This window comes from Robinsoniella sp. RHS (assembly GCF_001029355.1).
In the GTDB taxonomy this organism is placed as follows: domain Bacteria; phylum Bacillota; class Clostridia; order Lachnospirales; family Lachnospiraceae; genus Robinsoniella; species Robinsoniella peoriensis.
The window spans coordinates 20,339-38,970 of the sequence record NZ_JNGB01000007.1; the positions used below are offsets into that span (position 1 = coordinate 20,339).

Annotated in this window: 12 protein-coding genes; 3 read left to right on the forward strand and 9 right to left on the reverse strand. The window is 42.8% G+C overall.

All coding sequences use genetic code 11. From position 1 onward, the window contains the following. Positions 1 to 312: 312 nt before the first annotated feature. The 3 genes from RHS_RS05050 to RHS_RS05060 form a co-directional block, all read right to left on the reverse strand. Entirely contained in the window at positions 313 to 924 is a 612-nt protein-coding gene (locus RHS_RS05050; protein ID WP_047832520.1) for a hypothetical protein, read from the reverse strand. A gap of 354 nt (positions 925 to 1,278) precedes the next feature. Next, entirely contained in the window at positions 1,279 to 2,055 is a 777-nt protein-coding gene (locus RHS_RS05055; protein ID WP_395021361.1) for an SDR family NAD(P)-dependent oxidoreductase, read from the reverse strand. Positions 2,056 to 2,087: 32 nt separating this feature from the next. Next, complete coding sequence (locus tag RHS_RS05060; RefSeq protein ID WP_047832521.1) at positions 2,088 to 4,901, reverse strand: acetoacetate decarboxylase family protein; 2,814 nt, start codon at positions 4,899 to 4,901, stop codon at positions 2,088 to 2,090. A 192-nt stretch (positions 4,902 to 5,093) separates the two neighbouring features. Between RHS_RS05060 and RHS_RS05065 the strand changes: the two genes are divergently transcribed. Next, the gene (locus RHS_RS05065; protein ID WP_044293256.1) at positions 5,094 to 6,662 is read left to right on the forward strand and encodes a CdaR family transcriptional regulator; all 1,569 of its coding nucleotides are present in this window, start codon (positions 5,094 to 5,096) and stop codon (positions 6,660 to 6,662) included. A gap of 46 nt (positions 6,663 to 6,708) precedes the next feature. Beyond that, complete coding sequence (locus RHS_RS05070) at positions 6,709 to 8,253, forward strand: hypothetical protein (protein ID WP_027291949.1); 1,545 nt, start codon at positions 6,709 to 6,711, stop codon at positions 8,251 to 8,253. Positions 8,254 to 8,486: 233 nt separating this feature from the next. Here the strand turns inward: RHS_RS05070 and RHS_RS05075 are convergent, their stop codons facing one another. Continuing rightward, entirely contained in the window at positions 8,487 to 11,684 is a 3,198-nt protein-coding gene (locus RHS_RS05075) for an ATP-binding protein (protein ID WP_047832522.1), read from the reverse strand. A 374-nt stretch (positions 11,685 to 12,058) separates the two neighbouring features. Here RHS_RS05075 and RHS_RS30175 point away from each other — a divergent pair, with 374 nt between their 5' ends. Continuing rightward, on the forward strand, positions 12,059 to 13,012 hold the full coding sequence (locus tag RHS_RS30175) for a MarR family transcriptional regulator (RefSeq protein WP_395021364.1): 954 nt from the start codon (positions 12,059 to 12,061) through the stop codon (positions 13,010 to 13,012). Positions 13,013 to 13,312: 300 nt separating this feature from the next. Here RHS_RS30175 and cydC read toward each other — a convergent pair whose 3' ends face one another. The 5 genes from cydC to RHS_RS05105 form a co-directional block, all read right to left on the reverse strand. Next, complete coding sequence (cydC, locus tag RHS_RS05085; RefSeq protein WP_047832523.1) at positions 13,313 to 14,971, reverse strand: thiol reductant ABC exporter subunit CydC; 1,659 nt, start codon at positions 14,969 to 14,971, stop codon at positions 13,313 to 13,315. Next, complete coding sequence (locus RHS_RS05090) at positions 14,961 to 16,709, reverse strand: ABC transporter ATP-binding protein/permease (RefSeq protein WP_047832524.1); 1,749 nt, start codon at positions 16,707 to 16,709, stop codon at positions 14,961 to 14,963. The genes cydC and RHS_RS05090 overlap by 11 nt, the downstream gene beginning before the upstream one ends. Beyond that, the gene (locus RHS_RS05095; RefSeq protein ID WP_044288797.1) at positions 16,702 to 17,085 is read right to left on the reverse strand and encodes a nitrous oxide-stimulated promoter family protein; all 384 of its coding nucleotides are present in this window, start codon (positions 17,083 to 17,085) and stop codon (positions 16,702 to 16,704) included. Before RHS_RS05095 ends, RHS_RS05090 begins: the two co-directional genes overlap by 8 nt. 1 nt (position 17,086) lies before the next feature. Next, positions 17,087 to 17,512 (reverse strand): YbaN family protein, encoded by a 426-nt coding sequence (locus RHS_RS05100; RefSeq protein WP_047832525.1) that lies wholly within the window; start codon positions 17,510 to 17,512, stop codon positions 17,087 to 17,089. Between the two features lie 238 nt (positions 17,513 to 17,750). Next, on the reverse strand, positions 17,751 to 18,608 hold the full coding sequence (locus RHS_RS05105; RefSeq protein WP_027291954.1) for a hypothetical protein: 858 nt from the start codon (positions 18,606 to 18,608) through the stop codon (positions 17,751 to 17,753). Between the last annotated feature and the right edge of the window lie 24 nt (positions 18,609 to 18,632).

Below are 18,632 nucleotides of genomic sequence, written 5' to 3' on the forward strand. Positions count from 1 at the left end.
TCTTATAAATATTGAAGCATGATATAAATTATGATTAGTTATCTCATATATTCAATATAGGATTACAGTATAACATAATATCGAATAAATTACAGCATTACATATGCTGTAAATCTAATTCAAATCGAATTAAAATCAATTAAATTGTGACCTTACCTGCCCTTACAAATATAAAAAATGCCGGCTGACCTGTTACTAATTACTAACTTCAGCCAGCTGGCATTTATACTTTATAATGTTGATTATAATTAAGATTATTTTCGTTGTACTTTATATTCACCATATCGCCATTGTCAAGCGTCTCAGCTTCCATCAATTACCATACAGATCCATGACTCTCTGAACCATAGCTTCAACATCAGATTTTGACACTGTCTTTTCCGCTCCATCTATATCACTTTTTTTGAGAACGCCTACCCGTTTCAAATTTTCTACATCTGACATCGCCCATTCCGGCACAGAACTGATATCTACATCTTCTTTCTGCTTTTTACTGGCTTCCGGCTCAGGCAGTGTTCCAAACGCCCTGCTCACAATCACCAGCATATCCATACCGTCAGCCTCTTCGTTCTCACGATCTTCCAACCCTTTCAAAAGAGAATCTCTTTTTATTCTGTTGCCATATTTAGCAGCAGTTTCAACCATAAGATCCGATGCCTGTCCCAGAGTCATGCTCCCTTCCGATGCCTGGGAATCCTTCGAATCCTGTTCTCCCTGAGCTTCTCCGGGTGCTTGCGTTTCCCCTGTCTTTTGCGTTTCCCCTGCCTTTTGTGTCTCCCGGGTCTCTCCAGCATTCTGTGTCTCCTGGACCTTTTTGGTTTCTCCCGTTGTCCCACTTTCTTTTGCTGTGGGACTGCATGCTGTGATACCAATTGCACAGCCCAGTAAAATTCCAGTTAATACAGCCGCTTTTTTTGCTTTCAAATTAAATTCCTCCTTATATTTAGCTTCCCTAACATTTATTATATGAAATTTGTAGGAATAATCAAGTAAAACCTTTCTTTTCTGGCAGAGCCCGATTTTTCATATGTAAAATCAAAATAATTATGGTTACATGATGGCTTTAGATATACACCTAATCTGTCGGACACTTGCTGATTGGCGCAGGATTATTATTCTGATGATGTAAATTATTTCCCAGTCCAGGAATTCTGATGAAAAGAACATTTAAAAGAACCTGCTATGATTATCCTCATAACAGGTTCTCTTCTTAATTATCTTCTTATTTATCTACTTACACTTATCTATTTTCCACACAAAATAATTTACAGCCAAACTTTACACAATAGCTCCTCCCCCATCAACAACAATAAACTGCCCCTGCACATAACTGGAAGCGTCACTGGAAAGATAGAGCACGGTACCATTCAGTTCCCCTTTTTCTCCCGGACGTCCGGCGGGATTCATCATGGAATATCCCTGTAAGAACTTCTCGGATTTAAACAGCGTCCCGCCAGTCATCTCTGTTTCAAATAAAGCAGGACCGATTGCATTTACGGTAATTCCAAATTTTGCATAAGAGCACGCCATGCCTTTGGTTAATCCAAGAACGGCAGATTTGGAGGCATTGTAGGAATGGCGGATAAACATATCATCTTTATCTGCGATAACCGCATTGACGGAAGCAATATTGACCACTTTTCCATATTTCCGTTCTTTCATCTGAGGAACAATGTATTTCGACATGAGGAAGATACCCTTTACATTGGTATCAAAAGATTTATCCCAATCTTCTTCGGTCATGCTGTCCACCCCGCCTCGTACCGCAATACCTGCATTATTTAACAGAATATCAATATGTCCGAAGCTATCCAATACCTGCTTCACCGCAGCTTTAACGCTTTCTTCATTCGTGACATCACAGCCCACAGCCATTACTTTTCTTCCTGTATTTTCAATTTCCTTTTTTACCTGATTCAGCTTTTCCACACGCCTTGCCAGAATTGCCACATCTGCTCCTGCCTTTGCATATGCCAGTGCTGCGTCTGCTCCCAATCCTGAGCTTGCACCTGTTACTACTGCTGCTTTACCTGTCAAATCAAACAAACTACTCATATCTGATTGCCTCACTTTCTATATATTGTTATTTAAATGCGTCCAGTTTCCATAAATGTTGTCCTGTCATAACGCCCCGTCAGCAGATAAGGAATAATATCATCAGCATCTAAATTTTCTACCAGATTCAGTTTATGCACCAGCAGGCTGTTTTTAGAATAGGCTCCGCCTACGATGGTATGAATCGGAAGTTCCGACCAGGGATCGTCAATACTGGATTTCATATTCAATGAAACCATTCCCGGTTCCCAGGATTGATAATTGTATTCGCACAGATTCATCAGAAGTGCTCCGTTGCAGAAATGGGACACCCCATTTTCATCCGGCTCCCTGTCAAAATGATAATAGAATCCTCCGCCATAGGTCTTCTTTCCTGCTTCCGGCGCCTGGTACAGCATATGAGTCAGCGGGCTGTTGTATTCGCCAAGCTCCATAGCTGCCTCAACCAATTGTGTCCCTCTTCTGGTAACGCTGGCTGTTACAGAATTCCCATTTCGCCGGATGACAAATTCTCCTCCCAGCTTTTTGGGAATGCTTCCATTATCACGTCCGCACTGGACTGCCATTTCTGCTCCCTGCCCTCCAAGTACCAGACCAAGCGGATAAAGTCCTAAGGTTTTCCCATACGTAGCATAGACACCCAGAATGGCTTCGTAATAATCGTCAGCAAATGTAGGATTCTTAACATGGCAGATGGACAGGGTTACCACCGGAATGGAAAATGGTTTCAGCGGCGGCGGCAGCAATCCTGCAATCGCGGATGGATCTGACAGATAACTAATGTACAGTCCCTCCTGATTATCCATTAGTGATACTTTTCCAAATTCAGGAATCTCTTCAGATGCCACCCGGAAACTTGGCACCTTTTTCTTTTCTGCAAACAGTTGACGGCCTGCTTCGTATCCGGTGCGGACAGCAGGTGCAATGGTTCCATCTTTCACCGCACTTCCCACTACCTTAAGCTCAATATTCTTTTCCTTCAGTCCCTCTGCAAGAGAAGCATCCGGGCGGAAACCCAGCGAGAGCACGACTGCCTCTGCAGGCACATGCACTTCCTGATGATCTTCTGTTTGTTCCAGGATAACACCATCCGGACGAACCTCTTTTAAGGCATGCCCAAGCAGATACTCTGCACCATACTTAGTCAGACGTCCGCAGACATCCGCCACATTTGTATGATTACATCCGGGAGCGACTTCGCCCAGCATATCCACAATTTTCACTTTATTTCCCAGATCACCCAGATATTCCGCTGTTTCCAGACCGGTCAGTCCTGCTCCGATTACCACAACCTGCTTATCCGTAATCTTTGCATTTCCGTTTAGAACCTCTTCTACGGTGTAGACATTTTCTCCATGAATGCCCGGTATTTTTGAAGGAACTACGGACACAGAGCCAGTTGCGATAATGACCCCATCCGGTTCACATTCCATAACATTCTCTATGGCCGCCTCTGTATTTAATCTTACTTCCACACCCAGACGCTCAAATTCCTGCCGGTAATAGTCTGCAATCCACTGCATCCGCTCTTTCAGCGGCGGTTTTTTTGCCAGATTAATGGTTCCGCCCAGTTCTGCCTTCCGATCCATCAGGACTACCTTCACACCACGCAAAGCCAATGTCTGTGCGGCACACATTCCCGCAGGTCCTGCACCTACAACCACAACCCGGTTCCCCCTGGTATCACGGGGAAGACCGCTGTACTTACGCTCTCTTGCCAATCTGGGATTCAGAGCACATTCCGGCGGAAGCCCGGCTGCATTATACTCATTCAGGCTTTCAAAGCAGCGCAGACAGGAAATGCACTTACGCAGTTCTTTTTCTCTGCCTTCCTGCACCTTCCTTCCCCATTCTTCATCCGCCAGCCACGCACGGCCAAGAGAAACAAAATCTTCCACCCCTTCTTCCAGGAATTTCTCTGCCACTGCCGGTTCACGAATAGCGGATACCCCTATAATCGGTATTTTTACATGACTCCTAACAGCAGCCAGCAAATCGTGCCTCCAGCCCTGGGCAAATGAAATCGGCTCGATACAGGTCATTCCCGTTTCATAAAGGCCGCAGCTTACGTCCAGGAATTCAATCCCGGTCTTTTCTAATGCCATGGCGATTCTGATGCCGTCCTGGATATGAATATAATCTTCGGTCACACCGGTCTGATTCAGAAACTCTTCCACCGAAAGGCGGACACCAACCGGAAAATCCGCACCACAGGCTTTTTTGATACCTGCAATAATCTCAGTCACAATACGCAGACGGTTTTCAAAGCTGCCCCCATACTCATCCTCTCTTTTATTGGTATAAGGAGATAAAAACTGCTGTAACAGATACCCGTGAGCCGCATGAAGTTCCACTCCGTCACAGCCTGCTTTCTGCACCCGTACCGCACCATCGATAAATTGCTGCACCAGTTGCTTTATTTCTTCAGTCTTCAGGGCACGTGTCTCCTGCCGCAGGTATTTGCAAGGTATGGCAGATGGTGCTGCTACCGGCTGTCCGCCCATCAGCGCTGACACGGTTTCCCTTCCGGGATGATGAAGCTGTATAAAGATTTTAGTGCCATGTTTATGTACCGCATCAGCCAATTCAGACAACGGTGCGATGTGGCGGTCCTTGGTAACCGACAGCTGCCTCATAAGTCCTGCTCCATGCCCGTCATTGATTCTGGTAATTTCCGGAATGATAAGTCCGGCTCCTCCTATTGCCCTTGCCTCATAATATGCGATCATATCATCGGTAGGGGTTCCGTCCAGATTCGCCAGTCCAATTCCCATTGGTGACATGACCAGGCGGTTTTTCATTTCTACATTTCCGATACTGCCAGATTCAAATAGTTTTTTATACATACCATTACCTCCTGAATTAGATTCTATTCACTTTCTAATGAATTAACCTTATACCAGAAGCCGGTGTTTTTCAACGTGCACCATGTATGATAAATATTTGACAATTTGTGCATCGTACACTATACTGAAAACAAAGCATATATCTGATCCGTTTATTCCTTTTCAAAAGTTTCCCTAAAGTGAGGTAATCCTATGACATTTCACCGTTTAATTGACCAACTGTCTTATGAATTTTCCATCGATATTGTATCTTCCAATGAGGAATGGGAGATACAGGATATCGCCCTTCTGGATGTGCGGCAGAAGGATTTTCTTCGCAACACTCTATACTTTGGTTATGATCACCAAATGAAAAACTGTAACATATCCTCAATTCAGTGTATTCTTGCCCGAACCGGAAATGATTCCCCTTCCCCTGCTGTTCCCGGCAATAGTGCCTTAGTGGATGAAGCATCACTGTTTTCCGTTTTTAACAATGCTAAAACAATCATTGAATCTACCCGAAGCAAAGGATTGTATGAAGAACTGGCAGCACTTGCAGATAGAACCCGCTCTATGGAAGCCGTGTTAAATGCTGCCTCCATCCGGCTTGGTAACTCACTTGTGCTAAATGATATTAATTTTAAAATCATTGCTGCTTCTGCCTCCATTCCTGTTATTGACCCACTCTGGAAGACGAATATCCGCCAAGGCTACTGCAGTTATGATTTCATAGGTGCCGTACGACTGCTGGAGCCACTGAAAAACGCGGCCCAGACCACTGATGCCGTGGAGGTCAGCTGCACTGAATCCCCATACCGGAAACTGAGCAGCAAAGTTTTTCATAATGGAGTGCAGGTCGGATTTATACTGATGATTGGCGGTGAAACCGCGATTCTTCCTGTCCACCGGGAAATGCTCAGCACCTTAAGCCAGGTAATCAGCTATATTCTTGCTCATTATATGCCGGATTTGTTTCCGGTTACCAGCCCCCACCAGCAGCTGCTCTACGACCTTTTGATTGGAGCGCCGTCCGAAGATATCGCCCCCAGGCTAAGCGGAATCGCTTTTCCCCCTAAAATGTCTGCTCTGTGCATCAATCCCACACAATATCTGGGCAGCCGGCACCTGAAAGACCACACAGTGAAAAACCTGAAACTCCTATTCCCCGGCACCCATGTTACTTATCATAAAAAGAACGTTGTTGCAGTCATTCCTATAGAAGAAGCTGCAGATATCACCACAGAGCTTTTGGAAAAACTGACGAAATTTTCCGATACGGAACACGTCAGAATTGGAATCAGTAACACCTTTACCCATATCAAGAATTTTATGCTGCATTATGAACAGGCAAATTCCGCCCTTGAACTGGGATTGAAACTGGCTCCCGGGGAAAATATCTGCCGCTATCTGGATTATCAGATTTTTGACCTGTTTTCCAACATAAAATCCCCCGAGTCCCTGGGGCGGTTCTGCCATCCTGCGCTGTCACTTTTAAGACAATATGACCATAAAAATAATACACAGTTTTATCAGACACTCTGTGCATATCTGGATTGCGGATGCAGTATTAAAATCACTTCTGAACAGCTCTACATCCATCGTAATTCCCTGGTTTACCGTTTAAACCGGATCACCGATGTTTGCCGGGTGGATCTGGAAGATACACAGACCTGCTTCTTACTGCGTCTTTCCTTTTTGATTGACAAATATAACGGGTTGAATCAGGAGCAGTTGATATCCAAAATGTTTCATTGCCAAACCTCAAAATGTGCGTTATAATTACTTTAATTGCTATTTAGACAGAACCAGGAGGTGAGATGTAGGTATGAAAGACGACCAATATGAACAACTAGCCGCAGTTCTTCGTCCAATGCTGAAAAAAAACCTGATCCAAACATACGAAGCCTACATCAATTGCAGTAGAGCAGGTCACTATATCCGGAAAAATATACTTAAATTAAGGCACGATGATCTCACCTTAGAGAAAATAATTGCCCACGCAGTAAAGGAAGCCGCCTCTGAATCGATTGATGTGGAGGAGGGAATCCGTAAGCTGCGTGAATTGCGCCGGGTTTATAAGCGAAACTGGTCGGATACCATTCGCGAAGAGGTCATGGATCCTGAGAATTTGAAACCGCGTAACCCCCAGCTGCTACGTAAAGAAGCGGAAGCAGCTTATGACATCAGCATTTATAAGAGAACTGACCATCGTAAATCGGTGGAGGCCCGCATGCGGGAGCGTTATGAAGAAATTGAAAACTGGAGGGCGGACGTAACCGCTCTGATTACTGATTTCCATTTTTATGGAGGAAAACCAGCCAAATCACAGGCAAATGCTTTTATTCATGATATTGCTCTTGAATCTTTGATCATTGTCAACCGTGAATTCAATGGCTCTTTAGAAGGGTACACAACGAAATTCCCAATGGTCTACATGCAGGCGCCGATCTTCAATTACCGAAGCACAAATCTGGATTTTGAAGTTGAAATCCTGCAGAATGAAATCCGTCTTTTCAACAGTTATGACTTTGAAGGCGGAAATGTCCGCGTGGAAATGAGTACGGAGAATCTGGACCTTCCATCCGTCACTTCCGCAGACACTTTAGACGAAATCAAATCTAAATATAATATTAATACTATGACTAAACGGGATCTGGATATGAAGGACCGCGAGATTCTGAACTGTCTCTATACGATGATGTCCGCAGAAACAGTTCGTACAAGATTAATTACCGGGAAATTAAAGAATCTGGCCCGGCTGGTATTTAACATTGAAACTCCGCGTAAAAAGCATCTGGATGATATCAAAGAACGGCTCTTTAAACTACAGGACTACAACTATTCGGTAACTATTACCGATAAGGAAACCGGTAAAGAGGCCGAAAAGCTTCAGTTGAATATGATTGTAACTGCCCGTGTTTATGAAGACCACGGTGTAGTTTATTTTGAAGTTCAGCCAAGTGACCAAATGATTAACACTTATATTCAGAAAAAATATGTCAATATTCTTTCCCAGAGTTATCGTTTGATTGATTCGCCGCAAACAAAAGCAATCTTGGTTATGCTTCAGTCCGAACGATTGATGTCTTACATGAATAACAGCCTTGATGCGACTTTTACTTTGAATTACTTCCGTGCACATATGAAATTACCGCGGATGAATCCGGCGGCATTGAAAAAAGAACTGGACAAGCATCTAAAGATATTGAAGGATAAGCAAATCGTTGTGGACGAATATTCAATTAAACGTGCGGAAATCGATGTTCATTTTACACCTTTAGAGGACCGGGAGCTGATAGCTTACGGTATTGAACGCAATCTTCTGGCTGAAACAAATATTATTGACGCTGAGTATACCGTAAAAGCTTAGAGAGTGTCTTACTATAAAGAGGTAACCCCATGAAACATACTGAAGAATCTGATAACAGAGGAGGACGATCCGTACGCCGTGCTCCTAACAGCTCCCGAAGAATATAATTTCTGCATACGATACAGCTGCTGGTGGAATCTATACAAAATGCTGTATATTCCATCGACAGCAGCTGTCATGTAATCACAAAGCTGTTCATTGCTTCTCCTAACAGAAAATAAGAAAATGCGGTTCTATATATACTTCTCGAGAGTAGTCAGCAATTGCTGATAGTCAATTGGTTTTGAAACATGCTCGTTCATCCCTGCCATCAATGCTTTTGCAATATCCTCGGCAAATGCATTTGCCGTCAATGCAATAACCGGAATGCTGTCAGCCTGGATATGATTACTGTTCCGTATCATCCTGGCTGCTTCGAAACCATCCATTACCGGCATCTGAAGGTCCATCAGAACAGCCTGGTATGTACCTGGACTGGATTTCTTAAATACTTCCAGAGCCTTCTTCCCATTTTCCACACCGTCAATTACCAGCCCCGCCTCCTGTAATATAGTTTTTGCTATTTCCATATTCAGTTCATTATCTTCAGCCAGTAAAATCCGTTTTCCTTTAAATTTGATCAAAGCCTTTTCCAAGATCATTTCTTCCTGACTGCCATCTGTATCATCTTCATCTATAAATTCTGTTTCGAGACCTGGATCTGCTGTTTTCAGATAAAGTGTGACAATAAAACGGCTTCCCTCACCCAGTACACTTTCTACCTGGATATTTCCCTGCATAGTCGCTACTATCCCCTGTGCAATCGGCATTCCAAGACCCGTTCCCTGTATATGCTGTACCTCTACATCCTCTGACCGGGAAAACGGATCAAAGATACGCTTCAGATAATCCTTCGACATTCCGATCCCATTATCTTCCACCGTAAAGACAAAACATCCAAGCTCTGAAGCTCGTGCGGTAACCTCCTGTATGGTTACACATATTTTTCCTCCGTCCGGCGTATACTTCACAGCATTAGACAGGAGGTTCAATAATACCTGCCTGATCCGGTTCATATCCCCAATTAACAGCTTATGAACGAGATCAATATATTTAAACTGTAATTCATGGCCTTTTTCCTCTGCAGCCGAACGAATGATAGAGCTGATACTCCTCATAAGTTCTTTCAGATGAAACGGCTCTTCTAACAGTACCAGTTTCCCTTTTTCAATCTTTGACATATCCAGAATTTCATTGATCAGTCCCAGAAGATGTTTACTGGATATATTAATCTTTTCCAGACAGTCTGTCACCCTGTCTGCTTCATCTATATGAGAAGCCGCTATAGCCGACATCCCTACAATTGCATTAAGGGGTGTCCGGATGTCATGGGACATCTGCGCCAGAAAATTACTTTTTGCTTCGTTAGCATTCTTCGCTGCTTCATATGCGGCCAATAATGCCTTCCTGTTTTGAGCTTCCTGCTCTTTCTCTTCCTCAACACTGTGCGCTGCAAGAATAATTTTAACCGGGATCCCATTTCTGCTCTCGGCCAATATAATATGTAAACGCATCCATCCAAAATATCCGCCGTAATCTCTCCGGTACTCCAAGTCGTAGATAGGTTCTTCCTGACCGACCCTGCTGCGGATTTTTTCTATGGAAAGCTCTTGAATGAACCGATTCCGGTCTTCTTTTTGAATCAGACGTTCACTATAGACTCTCATGAGAACTTTATAGTCATCACTGTCGCCAATATAGTCGGCAATATCTTTACGCTGATTGAAAGCCTGATATGTCCCGGCTGCAAGATCCACATAAAATACCGAATGATAGAAAGAAGACAGCCCCCTAATAATATTCTGATATTCAAAATATAATTTCTTCTGCTGCTCTTCTGCCAGCTCCTTCTGTTTTTGTTCATTAATATTCATATTTGCAAAAATAACCCTGGTTACCACACCATCCTGCATCTCTGCAATACTGAAACGTGACCGTACCCACTCCAGATGATCCTGATACATCCTTCTGAAATCAATATCAAAAACCGGCTGTTCCAAGGTAAGCGTCTGCCGCAAAATATCCGGATTTCCGGCTCTTCGCATTTTTTCCTGATCATCTTTATACACTTGTGTCTGTATAAATTTCTCATAATACTTATTCAGTTCTCCCTTGGGAAATTCATGACTGTTGCGAATCATATCTTCCTGCCAGATAGCTTCCTCGATGTTATTTTCTAAATCAAAAATGTATATGGAATAATAGCACTGGCATAAATTGGACAATACATTTTCCCTCTGCTCTGCCTCCTGTTTTTCGTCTATATTCCTAATTGTAAACAGGATACGCTCTACCATATCCTGTCTGATTATGGTGGAATAATATTTGTAGTAGTGGAGAACCCCTTCACTATCCCATAAACGAAGCCGTCCTTCCATGTAGTTGTTTACCTGATATTTACCTGCATCTAAAATCTGATCCAGTTCCTTCTTATCCTCCGATGGCATTTTCCCAATCATCTGTTGGTAAAAATGTTCAAAATCCCCATGATGTGATAAATGAAGAAGATCACCTGAGTAATGGATACAATTATACTCTGTTTTTTCCAAATCCATGCTGACAACCAGTTTATACATCTGGGATACTGCTATCTGAGAAGTTGTCTCATCCATTCTCTTGGCAACTTCCCCGTCCTGCTCATCAAAAGCAGCTATGATCCATGGATACTCGGCTGAATACCGCGAAGAAGGAACTAACCGGATACGCCGCCATCCTCCATCCACGTTCCGGTACAGCCTTTCTAACCATTTATCCCCTTTCGACAATATATCCCTGACCTTGCTTAAGTCCACCATATCCAGCACAAGTTTTTTATATTCCGGCGCTACGATCTGTTCTGCATAAAAACGGAAATATTCTTTATAATCAGAGTATTTCAATGCAAGTTTTCGAAACTCCTCCGGCGCTTTCACAATTTTATAGGAATCATCCTTCAGGTTACACATGAAAATACCGCTGTAGCTTTCACTCAGCGTCTGTATCACCAAATCATGCTCATGTTCCAGCATAACGGTATCCGTGATATTCTGATGGTATCCCCTCAGACAAATTCCTTCTTCATAGCTCCAATCCCTGACACCGCCGCAGCGAACATATATTCGTCCCCATTTTGGGTGTGTCCAGTTATATTTCACTTCTGCCCTGCTATCAGAAATTATTTTATCTACTCCCGTCTGCACTACATGATAATGCTCATCTGCAATGCGGTTATACCACACCCGGTAGCATTCTTCAGGTGTAGGCGCCTCTTCGAATCCCAGCAATTCCAACATGACATTATCCACATACATCCTGGGTTCTTTTTTCTGATCCAATTCGATTGCCCATAATCCGGTCTGGGCCTCTCGTAGTACTGCCCGCATCTTATCTGCTTCCTTAAATCGTTCCAATATCGTTGCCCTTTCTTTTGCAAGTTTTAATTATATGGCTTCACTGCGCATAACCAAATAGTTTATATGCATAACCAAGCAATTTCTGCGCATAACCAGACAGCTTCTGCGATAAATCACTGCTAAGAATGAATTAACCGTTTTGGTTAATCACTTTATAATTTATTTTAACATTATATAACTTACTTTGCCAACCGTTTCCACGTAATAATATTGTATACAATAAATACAATTCAGTTGATTCATCATAATTTATACAGGTACCTTACTTTTTTTCAAAAACATGTTGACAAATTAGAAAGGTACCTGTATTATATAAATCAAGGTACCTTTGTTTTTTCAAATACACAATCAGATACAGAAAGGAGAACACCAATATGAACGATCAAATAAAAGATCTAATGGAACTATTTACAAGAGCAGATGCATTGCTGCACCGATATCAGGGGGCATACTTCCGAAACTTCGGTCCTTTCTCAAGCCCTCATAAGGGACAGGGCCGCGTACTCTCCCTCTTGAAACTACAGCCTGAGATCACGCAAAAGGAACTCGGATATTTATTGGATATGCGGAATCAGTCACTTGGAGAACTTTTAGGAAAATTAGAGCGAAATGGGTACATTACACGTACTCCCTCAGAAAAAGACCGTCGTGTAATGAATATCAGACTCACGGATGATGGATCAAAAGCGGCTGAAGAGCTGGGCGGAAAACAAGATGATGTAAACCAAATCTTCTCTTGCCTGAGCGATGAAGAACAGGCAATGTTGAGTGATTATCTGGAACGGCTCATCAATGCATTAGAAAAAACCTTTGAAGAAATGGGTATTCCGGAACATGACCACGGACATCATGGGAATCGTCCTCTTGATCATCCTCATGGACATCCTCATAACCATCCGTATGATCAGCAGCAGGGACATCCTCATGACCATCCATATTGCCAGCAGCAGAGACATCCGCATGATCATCCGCATGACTATCCATATTGCCAGCAGCAGGGACATCCTCATGACCATCCGCGTGGACAGGAACGTAATTTCGGCAGACCACAGGACTTCGGCAATCCTATTGCCGATAAACACATTCACAGGACAAATTTTGAGGGACGACCGGATTATTCTGGATACCCAAAACATCCGGGACATCTGGAAGAAGCCTCAGAAGGTTTTACCGAAGACACAGAACGTCCTGAATTCTACGAAGGTATGGATTGTCCCAAACATCCCGGCTGCCACGGAAACCGCTGCCGGAAATGCGATTTTGATAATAAAAAGGATTCGCATACCGGGATCAGCGAAGCAAAACAAGAACAGGAAAATAAGTTGTAATTAAGATGCAGCTTCGGGAGGGAATAGCTCCCTCCCATTTTTGCACTCAAAAACAGGTAAAAGGAGTGATAATTATGTTTACAAGTATCGTGTTATTTTTTTACGGCATTCATCTTCTGATAAAAGACCTGGTAAATGGCTTGCAAAGTAAAATAATTAGATTAGCATAATGAATTTACAAAATGCTTAGCTTTTCATTCCAGTCATCACCAATAAACATTATCACGCTTTATTGATAAAAGAAGATAAAAGCAAACCAATCTGTCATGGGATGGTCCGGTTTTTATCTTCTCTTATATATCAGGACGCTCTGTCTCCTGTCATATGATACACCCTGTCCGTAATATTCATGGTAGACTGCCTGTGGGATACAAGCAGTACAGTCCTCTCTCTGCAGGCTTCCTGCAAGGATTTCAGTACAATCCCTTCATTCAGGCTGTCCAGGCTGCTGGTAGGTTCATCCAGTAAAATAAATGGCGCGTTGTGCAGAAATGCTCTTGCAATTCCAATTCTCTGCCGTTCCCCTCCGGACAGCGTATCTCCAAGCTCTCCAACCGGTGTGTCATACCCTTTTGGCAGCTTTTCTATAAATTCATGAATGGAAGCTTTCTTTGCGGCCTGCATGATCTCCTCTCTGCTGGCATTGGGGTTGGCAACTGCAATGTTTGCTGCAATAGAATCATGGAAGAGATAGGTTTCCTGCGTTACATAGCTTTCCATATTTCTCAAATCAGAGGTATTAATATCCCTGACATTTTTATCTGAAATTTTAACACTGCCCTTTTGCACATCAAAGAAACGCATCAGTAATTTTAAAAGTGTTGATTTACCGGAACCGCTTTTTCCAAAAATTCCGATGATTTCCCCTTCCTTCATTTTCAGGGAATAATCCTTCAATATTTCTTCTTTTCCATATGCAAAGGAAACCTGTTTGCAGCATACACTGGAAAATCCGGTTGCTGCTTTTCCGGTAACCTCTTTGATCTCCGGCTCCTCCTCTAAAAGAGATAAAACCCGCTCACCGCTTGCCAATGTCTGGTTCAGATTATTGGAAAGGCTTGATAGTGCCGCAGTAGGTCCAAATGATCCCATCATGGCAATGGTACAGATAATTACGCCGGTAAAATTGCTGTATCCCGCAGTATATGCATACAACATTAAGAACAGCATACTGAAGGAAAATAGAAGGATCACCAGATTAGTAGCAGCTCTGGAACCGCCCTCCATTTTCTGTAATTCTTCCTGTTCCCCGGATAATCTCTCCGATTGTTCCCGCATACGCTTCTTTTGTTCATTTCCGCATCCATATTGAACGGTCTCGTGAAGCCCCCGAAGATTATCCAGAACGAAACTGTTCATTTCTCCCAAATCATTGCGGTATTTCATTCCTTTGGAAGAACCACGTTTTGAATTCCAAAGCGGAAGCCAAACCCCTACAATAAGGTAGCCCACCAGTGCCAGTATTCCAGCCGGAAGATAAAAATATCCAATAAAGCATGCCATAAACAGGGAGGTTAAAAATGCAATGGCGATTGGAGAAATCGTGTGTGCATAAAACACTTCCAGCAACTCTATATCACTGGTGATAATAGAAATCAGATTTCCTTTATCCTTGCCTTCCAGTTTCGCCGGAGCCAGTTTTCTAAGTGCAGAAAATACTTTGTGACGGATAATTGCCAGTAATTTAAATGCAATGTAATGATTACAAGCCTGTTCCCCATAGTGGAGAATTCCCCTGCAGATGGCAAACGCAATAAGCAGGCCAAAGGTAACTGTTAAAGACAACAGATTCTTTTCACCCAAACCATGCAGGATCCCCACACCTGCCAGTATAGTCAGAAATATTGCAAACAGATATCCCACAACACCAAGCAGGATTGCCGCAGCCATCACATGCATTAATGGTTTGATCAGACCGATCAATTTTCCCATAATTTTAATTCCACTTCTACGATGCATATTCTGCTCCTTCCTTCTGTCTGTATTGTTCCAACTGCTGTTGATTTTCATAAAGTTTTGCATAAACACCGGCATTGCCGAGTAAATTCTCATGAGATCCCGATTCTGCTATTTTCCCATTCTGCAGTACATAGATGTAATCCGAGGAAACTACATTTTGCAGGCGGTGGGAAATCAGAAGCACCGTTTTGTGTCCCGCCAGTCCATAGATGACTGACATAATCCGTTCTTCACTTTCAACATCAATATTGGAAGTCGCTTCATCAAATATATAGATTTCCGAATCATGCAGTAATGCTCTGGCCAATGCCAATCTCTGCTGCTGTCCTCCGGAAAGGTTGGACGCCTTTTCCTGAAGCTGTGTATTCAGTCCCTGACCGGCATATAAAAATTCATATAAATCCACATCCTTTAATACCTGATCCATCTGTTCTTTAGATGCAGAAGGATTCCCCATCGCCAGATTCTCCTCAACGGTACCTTTAAATAAATAACTATTCTGCCCAACCATGGTAATATGTGACATAAGGCTGGCTTCTGAAATGTCCGAAAGTTCTTTTCCTCCAATGGTAATACTGCCTTCATAGCCTTTGTTCCTGCTGGTCAGGATCGCCGCCAGCGTACTCTTGCCGCATCCGGAGTTGCCTACCAGCGAAACAATACTTCCCTTGGAAATCGTAAGATTAACATGATCTAAAATCTTACGTTCGCTGTCATAACAAAATCCCGCATCTTTAAATCTGATCGTATGATTTTGCTCCGGTACCTCCTCTTGCCCGTTTTTCGTTTCCTGCAGATCCAAAAGGCGGAACATCTTATCACTGGCTGCCATTCCGTTCATAGCAATATGAAAGAAAGACCCCAGTACACGGAGGGGAATAAAGAATTCCGCTGCCAGAAGAATCAGCGTAACAGTACCTGCCAACCCAATATTTCCTGCTATATATTCCCGGACTGCAACGATCATACCAATCGCCGCTCCTCCGTAAGCCACCAAATCCATAACACTGATGGAATTCAGCTGCATGGTTAATACACGCATGGTTACCCGTCGGAACTGTTCAGACTCTTTATCCATTTCTTCCGCTTTTTTCCCGTCAGCCTGATAAATCTTAAGTGTGGTAAGACCCTGTAGATTTTCCAGAAAGCTATCTCCAAGTTCTGTATAAGATCCCCAGTATTTATTCAGAAGCTTTTTTGCAAACTTCTGTACTCCCATAATGGATGCAGGAATCAGGGGAACGCAGATAAGCAGCACAATACATGCTTTTAAACTGATAAATGATAACACTACAAATAAAGTCAGCGGTGCAAGCAGGCTGTAAAAAAGCTGGGGCAGGTATTTACCAAAATAGATCTCTAACTGCTCCACACCTTCTACTGATACCTGGACAACCTCTGCCGTAGAGATTTTTTCCTTATAGGAAGCTCCCAATCGCAGCAGTTTTTCGTAAATTTTCTCCCTGATTGTAATTTTTACATCCCGGCTTGCAAGGAAGGATGCTTTTGCAGCAAGCCTGTCACAGCCAAACCGTATCAAAACAGATACCGCCAGGATGCAGGCACTGACTGCCAAAAGCTCCGTTCCCAGCATCCCCCGATATGTTTTTTCAATTAAATTTCCAACTGTCGCAGCTGCTGATATATTTGCAATCAGAGCCACCCATTGCCACAAAACATTCTGTATTATATATTTTTTAGAATCAGCCAGCAAGCCGACTAATCTTGTTTTAATCATGGCGTTTTGCCTCCTTCTTTTTTTCTTTCAGGGTACACCACATATGGTGTATTGCCATAAACGGGTGATAAAAAAGCATTCTGGGACCGGAAAACCGCATCACTTCCCGAATCTTTTCCCGCATTTCTGACTGGTAACAATGTACCCGGCAGTTGCTGCAAAACGTCTTATTCTCCATAAAAGGACATCTCTGAATTTTTTTTTCAGCATAAGCAAGTAAATTCCTGCATTCCGGACATAATTCCTTCCGGTTGTTATCCTGTTTTTTATTTTGATTACTATTATGGTTTTTCCTGCAATATAATTGGATCATCATGCTGACTGTTTCTTGTTCCTGGAGACGCTTTAACTCTCCCTTACTACGTTCTGCTGCCATATTAATCTGTTAACTCCGTTCTGTCTGCTGCATATTCCATATTTTTCTTACCACCTGGTATTGTTGCAATTCGAAAAAAGAAATAATAATACTTAAACAACACAAGCAGCACGATTACCACCCGTCCTGGAATATTGTGCATCATAAAAAATGCAAGGGTCAGCATCGCCGATACCGGCAGCAGGATAAAGAGTTTTGTCTTCAGTGTCATAGCCCGGTTACGGACAAAGCTGTCCAGGTGCTTTCTATAAAGTCCGGTATTCATAAACCAGTTATGAAACCGCTTCGACCCCTTTGCAAAACAAAATGAAGATACTAACAAAAACGGCGTGGTGGGCAGAATTGGCAATACCACCCCGATTGCTCCTATTCCCAAGCTTAGAAAAGCCAGTATCAGCCACAGTAATTTAAATGGATTCTTTTTCATATACGCCTTCCTTCCTTTTTCTGATCTTTTAACGGATAAATGCTTTCCGAATTAGCAATAGCTAACTTATCTACGCTATAGTTATATATTACGAAACGGAAACTGTCAATGTGAATAAAAAAGTGTTGCACATGCGCAACGTTGTGGTATGAATCCGAAAATTGCTGATAATTTCTATACCTAATCGTTGTGCCAGTGCAACACTTCATAAATTAATGATAAACTTTATCAATTTATATTATATATATAGCACCAATATTGCCGTACTTTCCGGCATCCCGGCCTCTTCTTCATTGCAGGTCATGGTCAGAAGTACCGTTCCCTGGAGGATATTGCTCTCCTGAATATAAGTAAAAGTAATGGCAGACAAAGGAATCCGTACCTTGTTATTCTTAATACGCGCCAGCTTACAGATTCCGTCTTCGCTGTACTTCATAGTCTGCATCCGTCCTCTGAGAGACACGTCTGCCATATGGGATACGGGCATCTCCACATCCAGCGCGGTTAGCTCCAGATATCCGTCCCTCTTTCTGCAGATCATGTTTCCCGGGTGCCGAAATGCCTGATTAGCCATTGAAATCCTGCCTGGTATGCGGTCTTTTTCCCGATAGAAGGTAAAGGAAATGTCATAATCACCCACGGCTAAATAATCACTTAGTTTTCTGCCATTAAAAGTCTGTACGTGCTTATCACTTGCCTTCAGGGAATCACAGGCTCTATGTAATATTCCAAGTCTTCTTAAAATCTGTACCACATCCTCGCTGCATGCTTCTATGATACACCTGGCCTGATCTTCTGCCCGGATGGAATCCATGCCTTCTTTTTGCAGCCATAAACTGATCTCAGCCAGCTTGCAGCGGTAATCCTTTAGTAAATCTTCCCCAAACGGGGTAAATTCATATTCCTCTGTCAGTATACTCTTAGAAACGCACTCCCCATAAAAACGTGATAAAGTCGAAGCATTTACCGAAAGCTCTTCTCCCAGTCTTCGCAGTCCCGGTCTTTCCTTATTCAGCAAATGTTTATGTAATACCTGCAAATATTCATACTGCTTCCCGGTCAATTTGCAATCTGTATTTTTATCATTCCGGTTCATGTGTACCCCCTGCCTTTTTTTCTT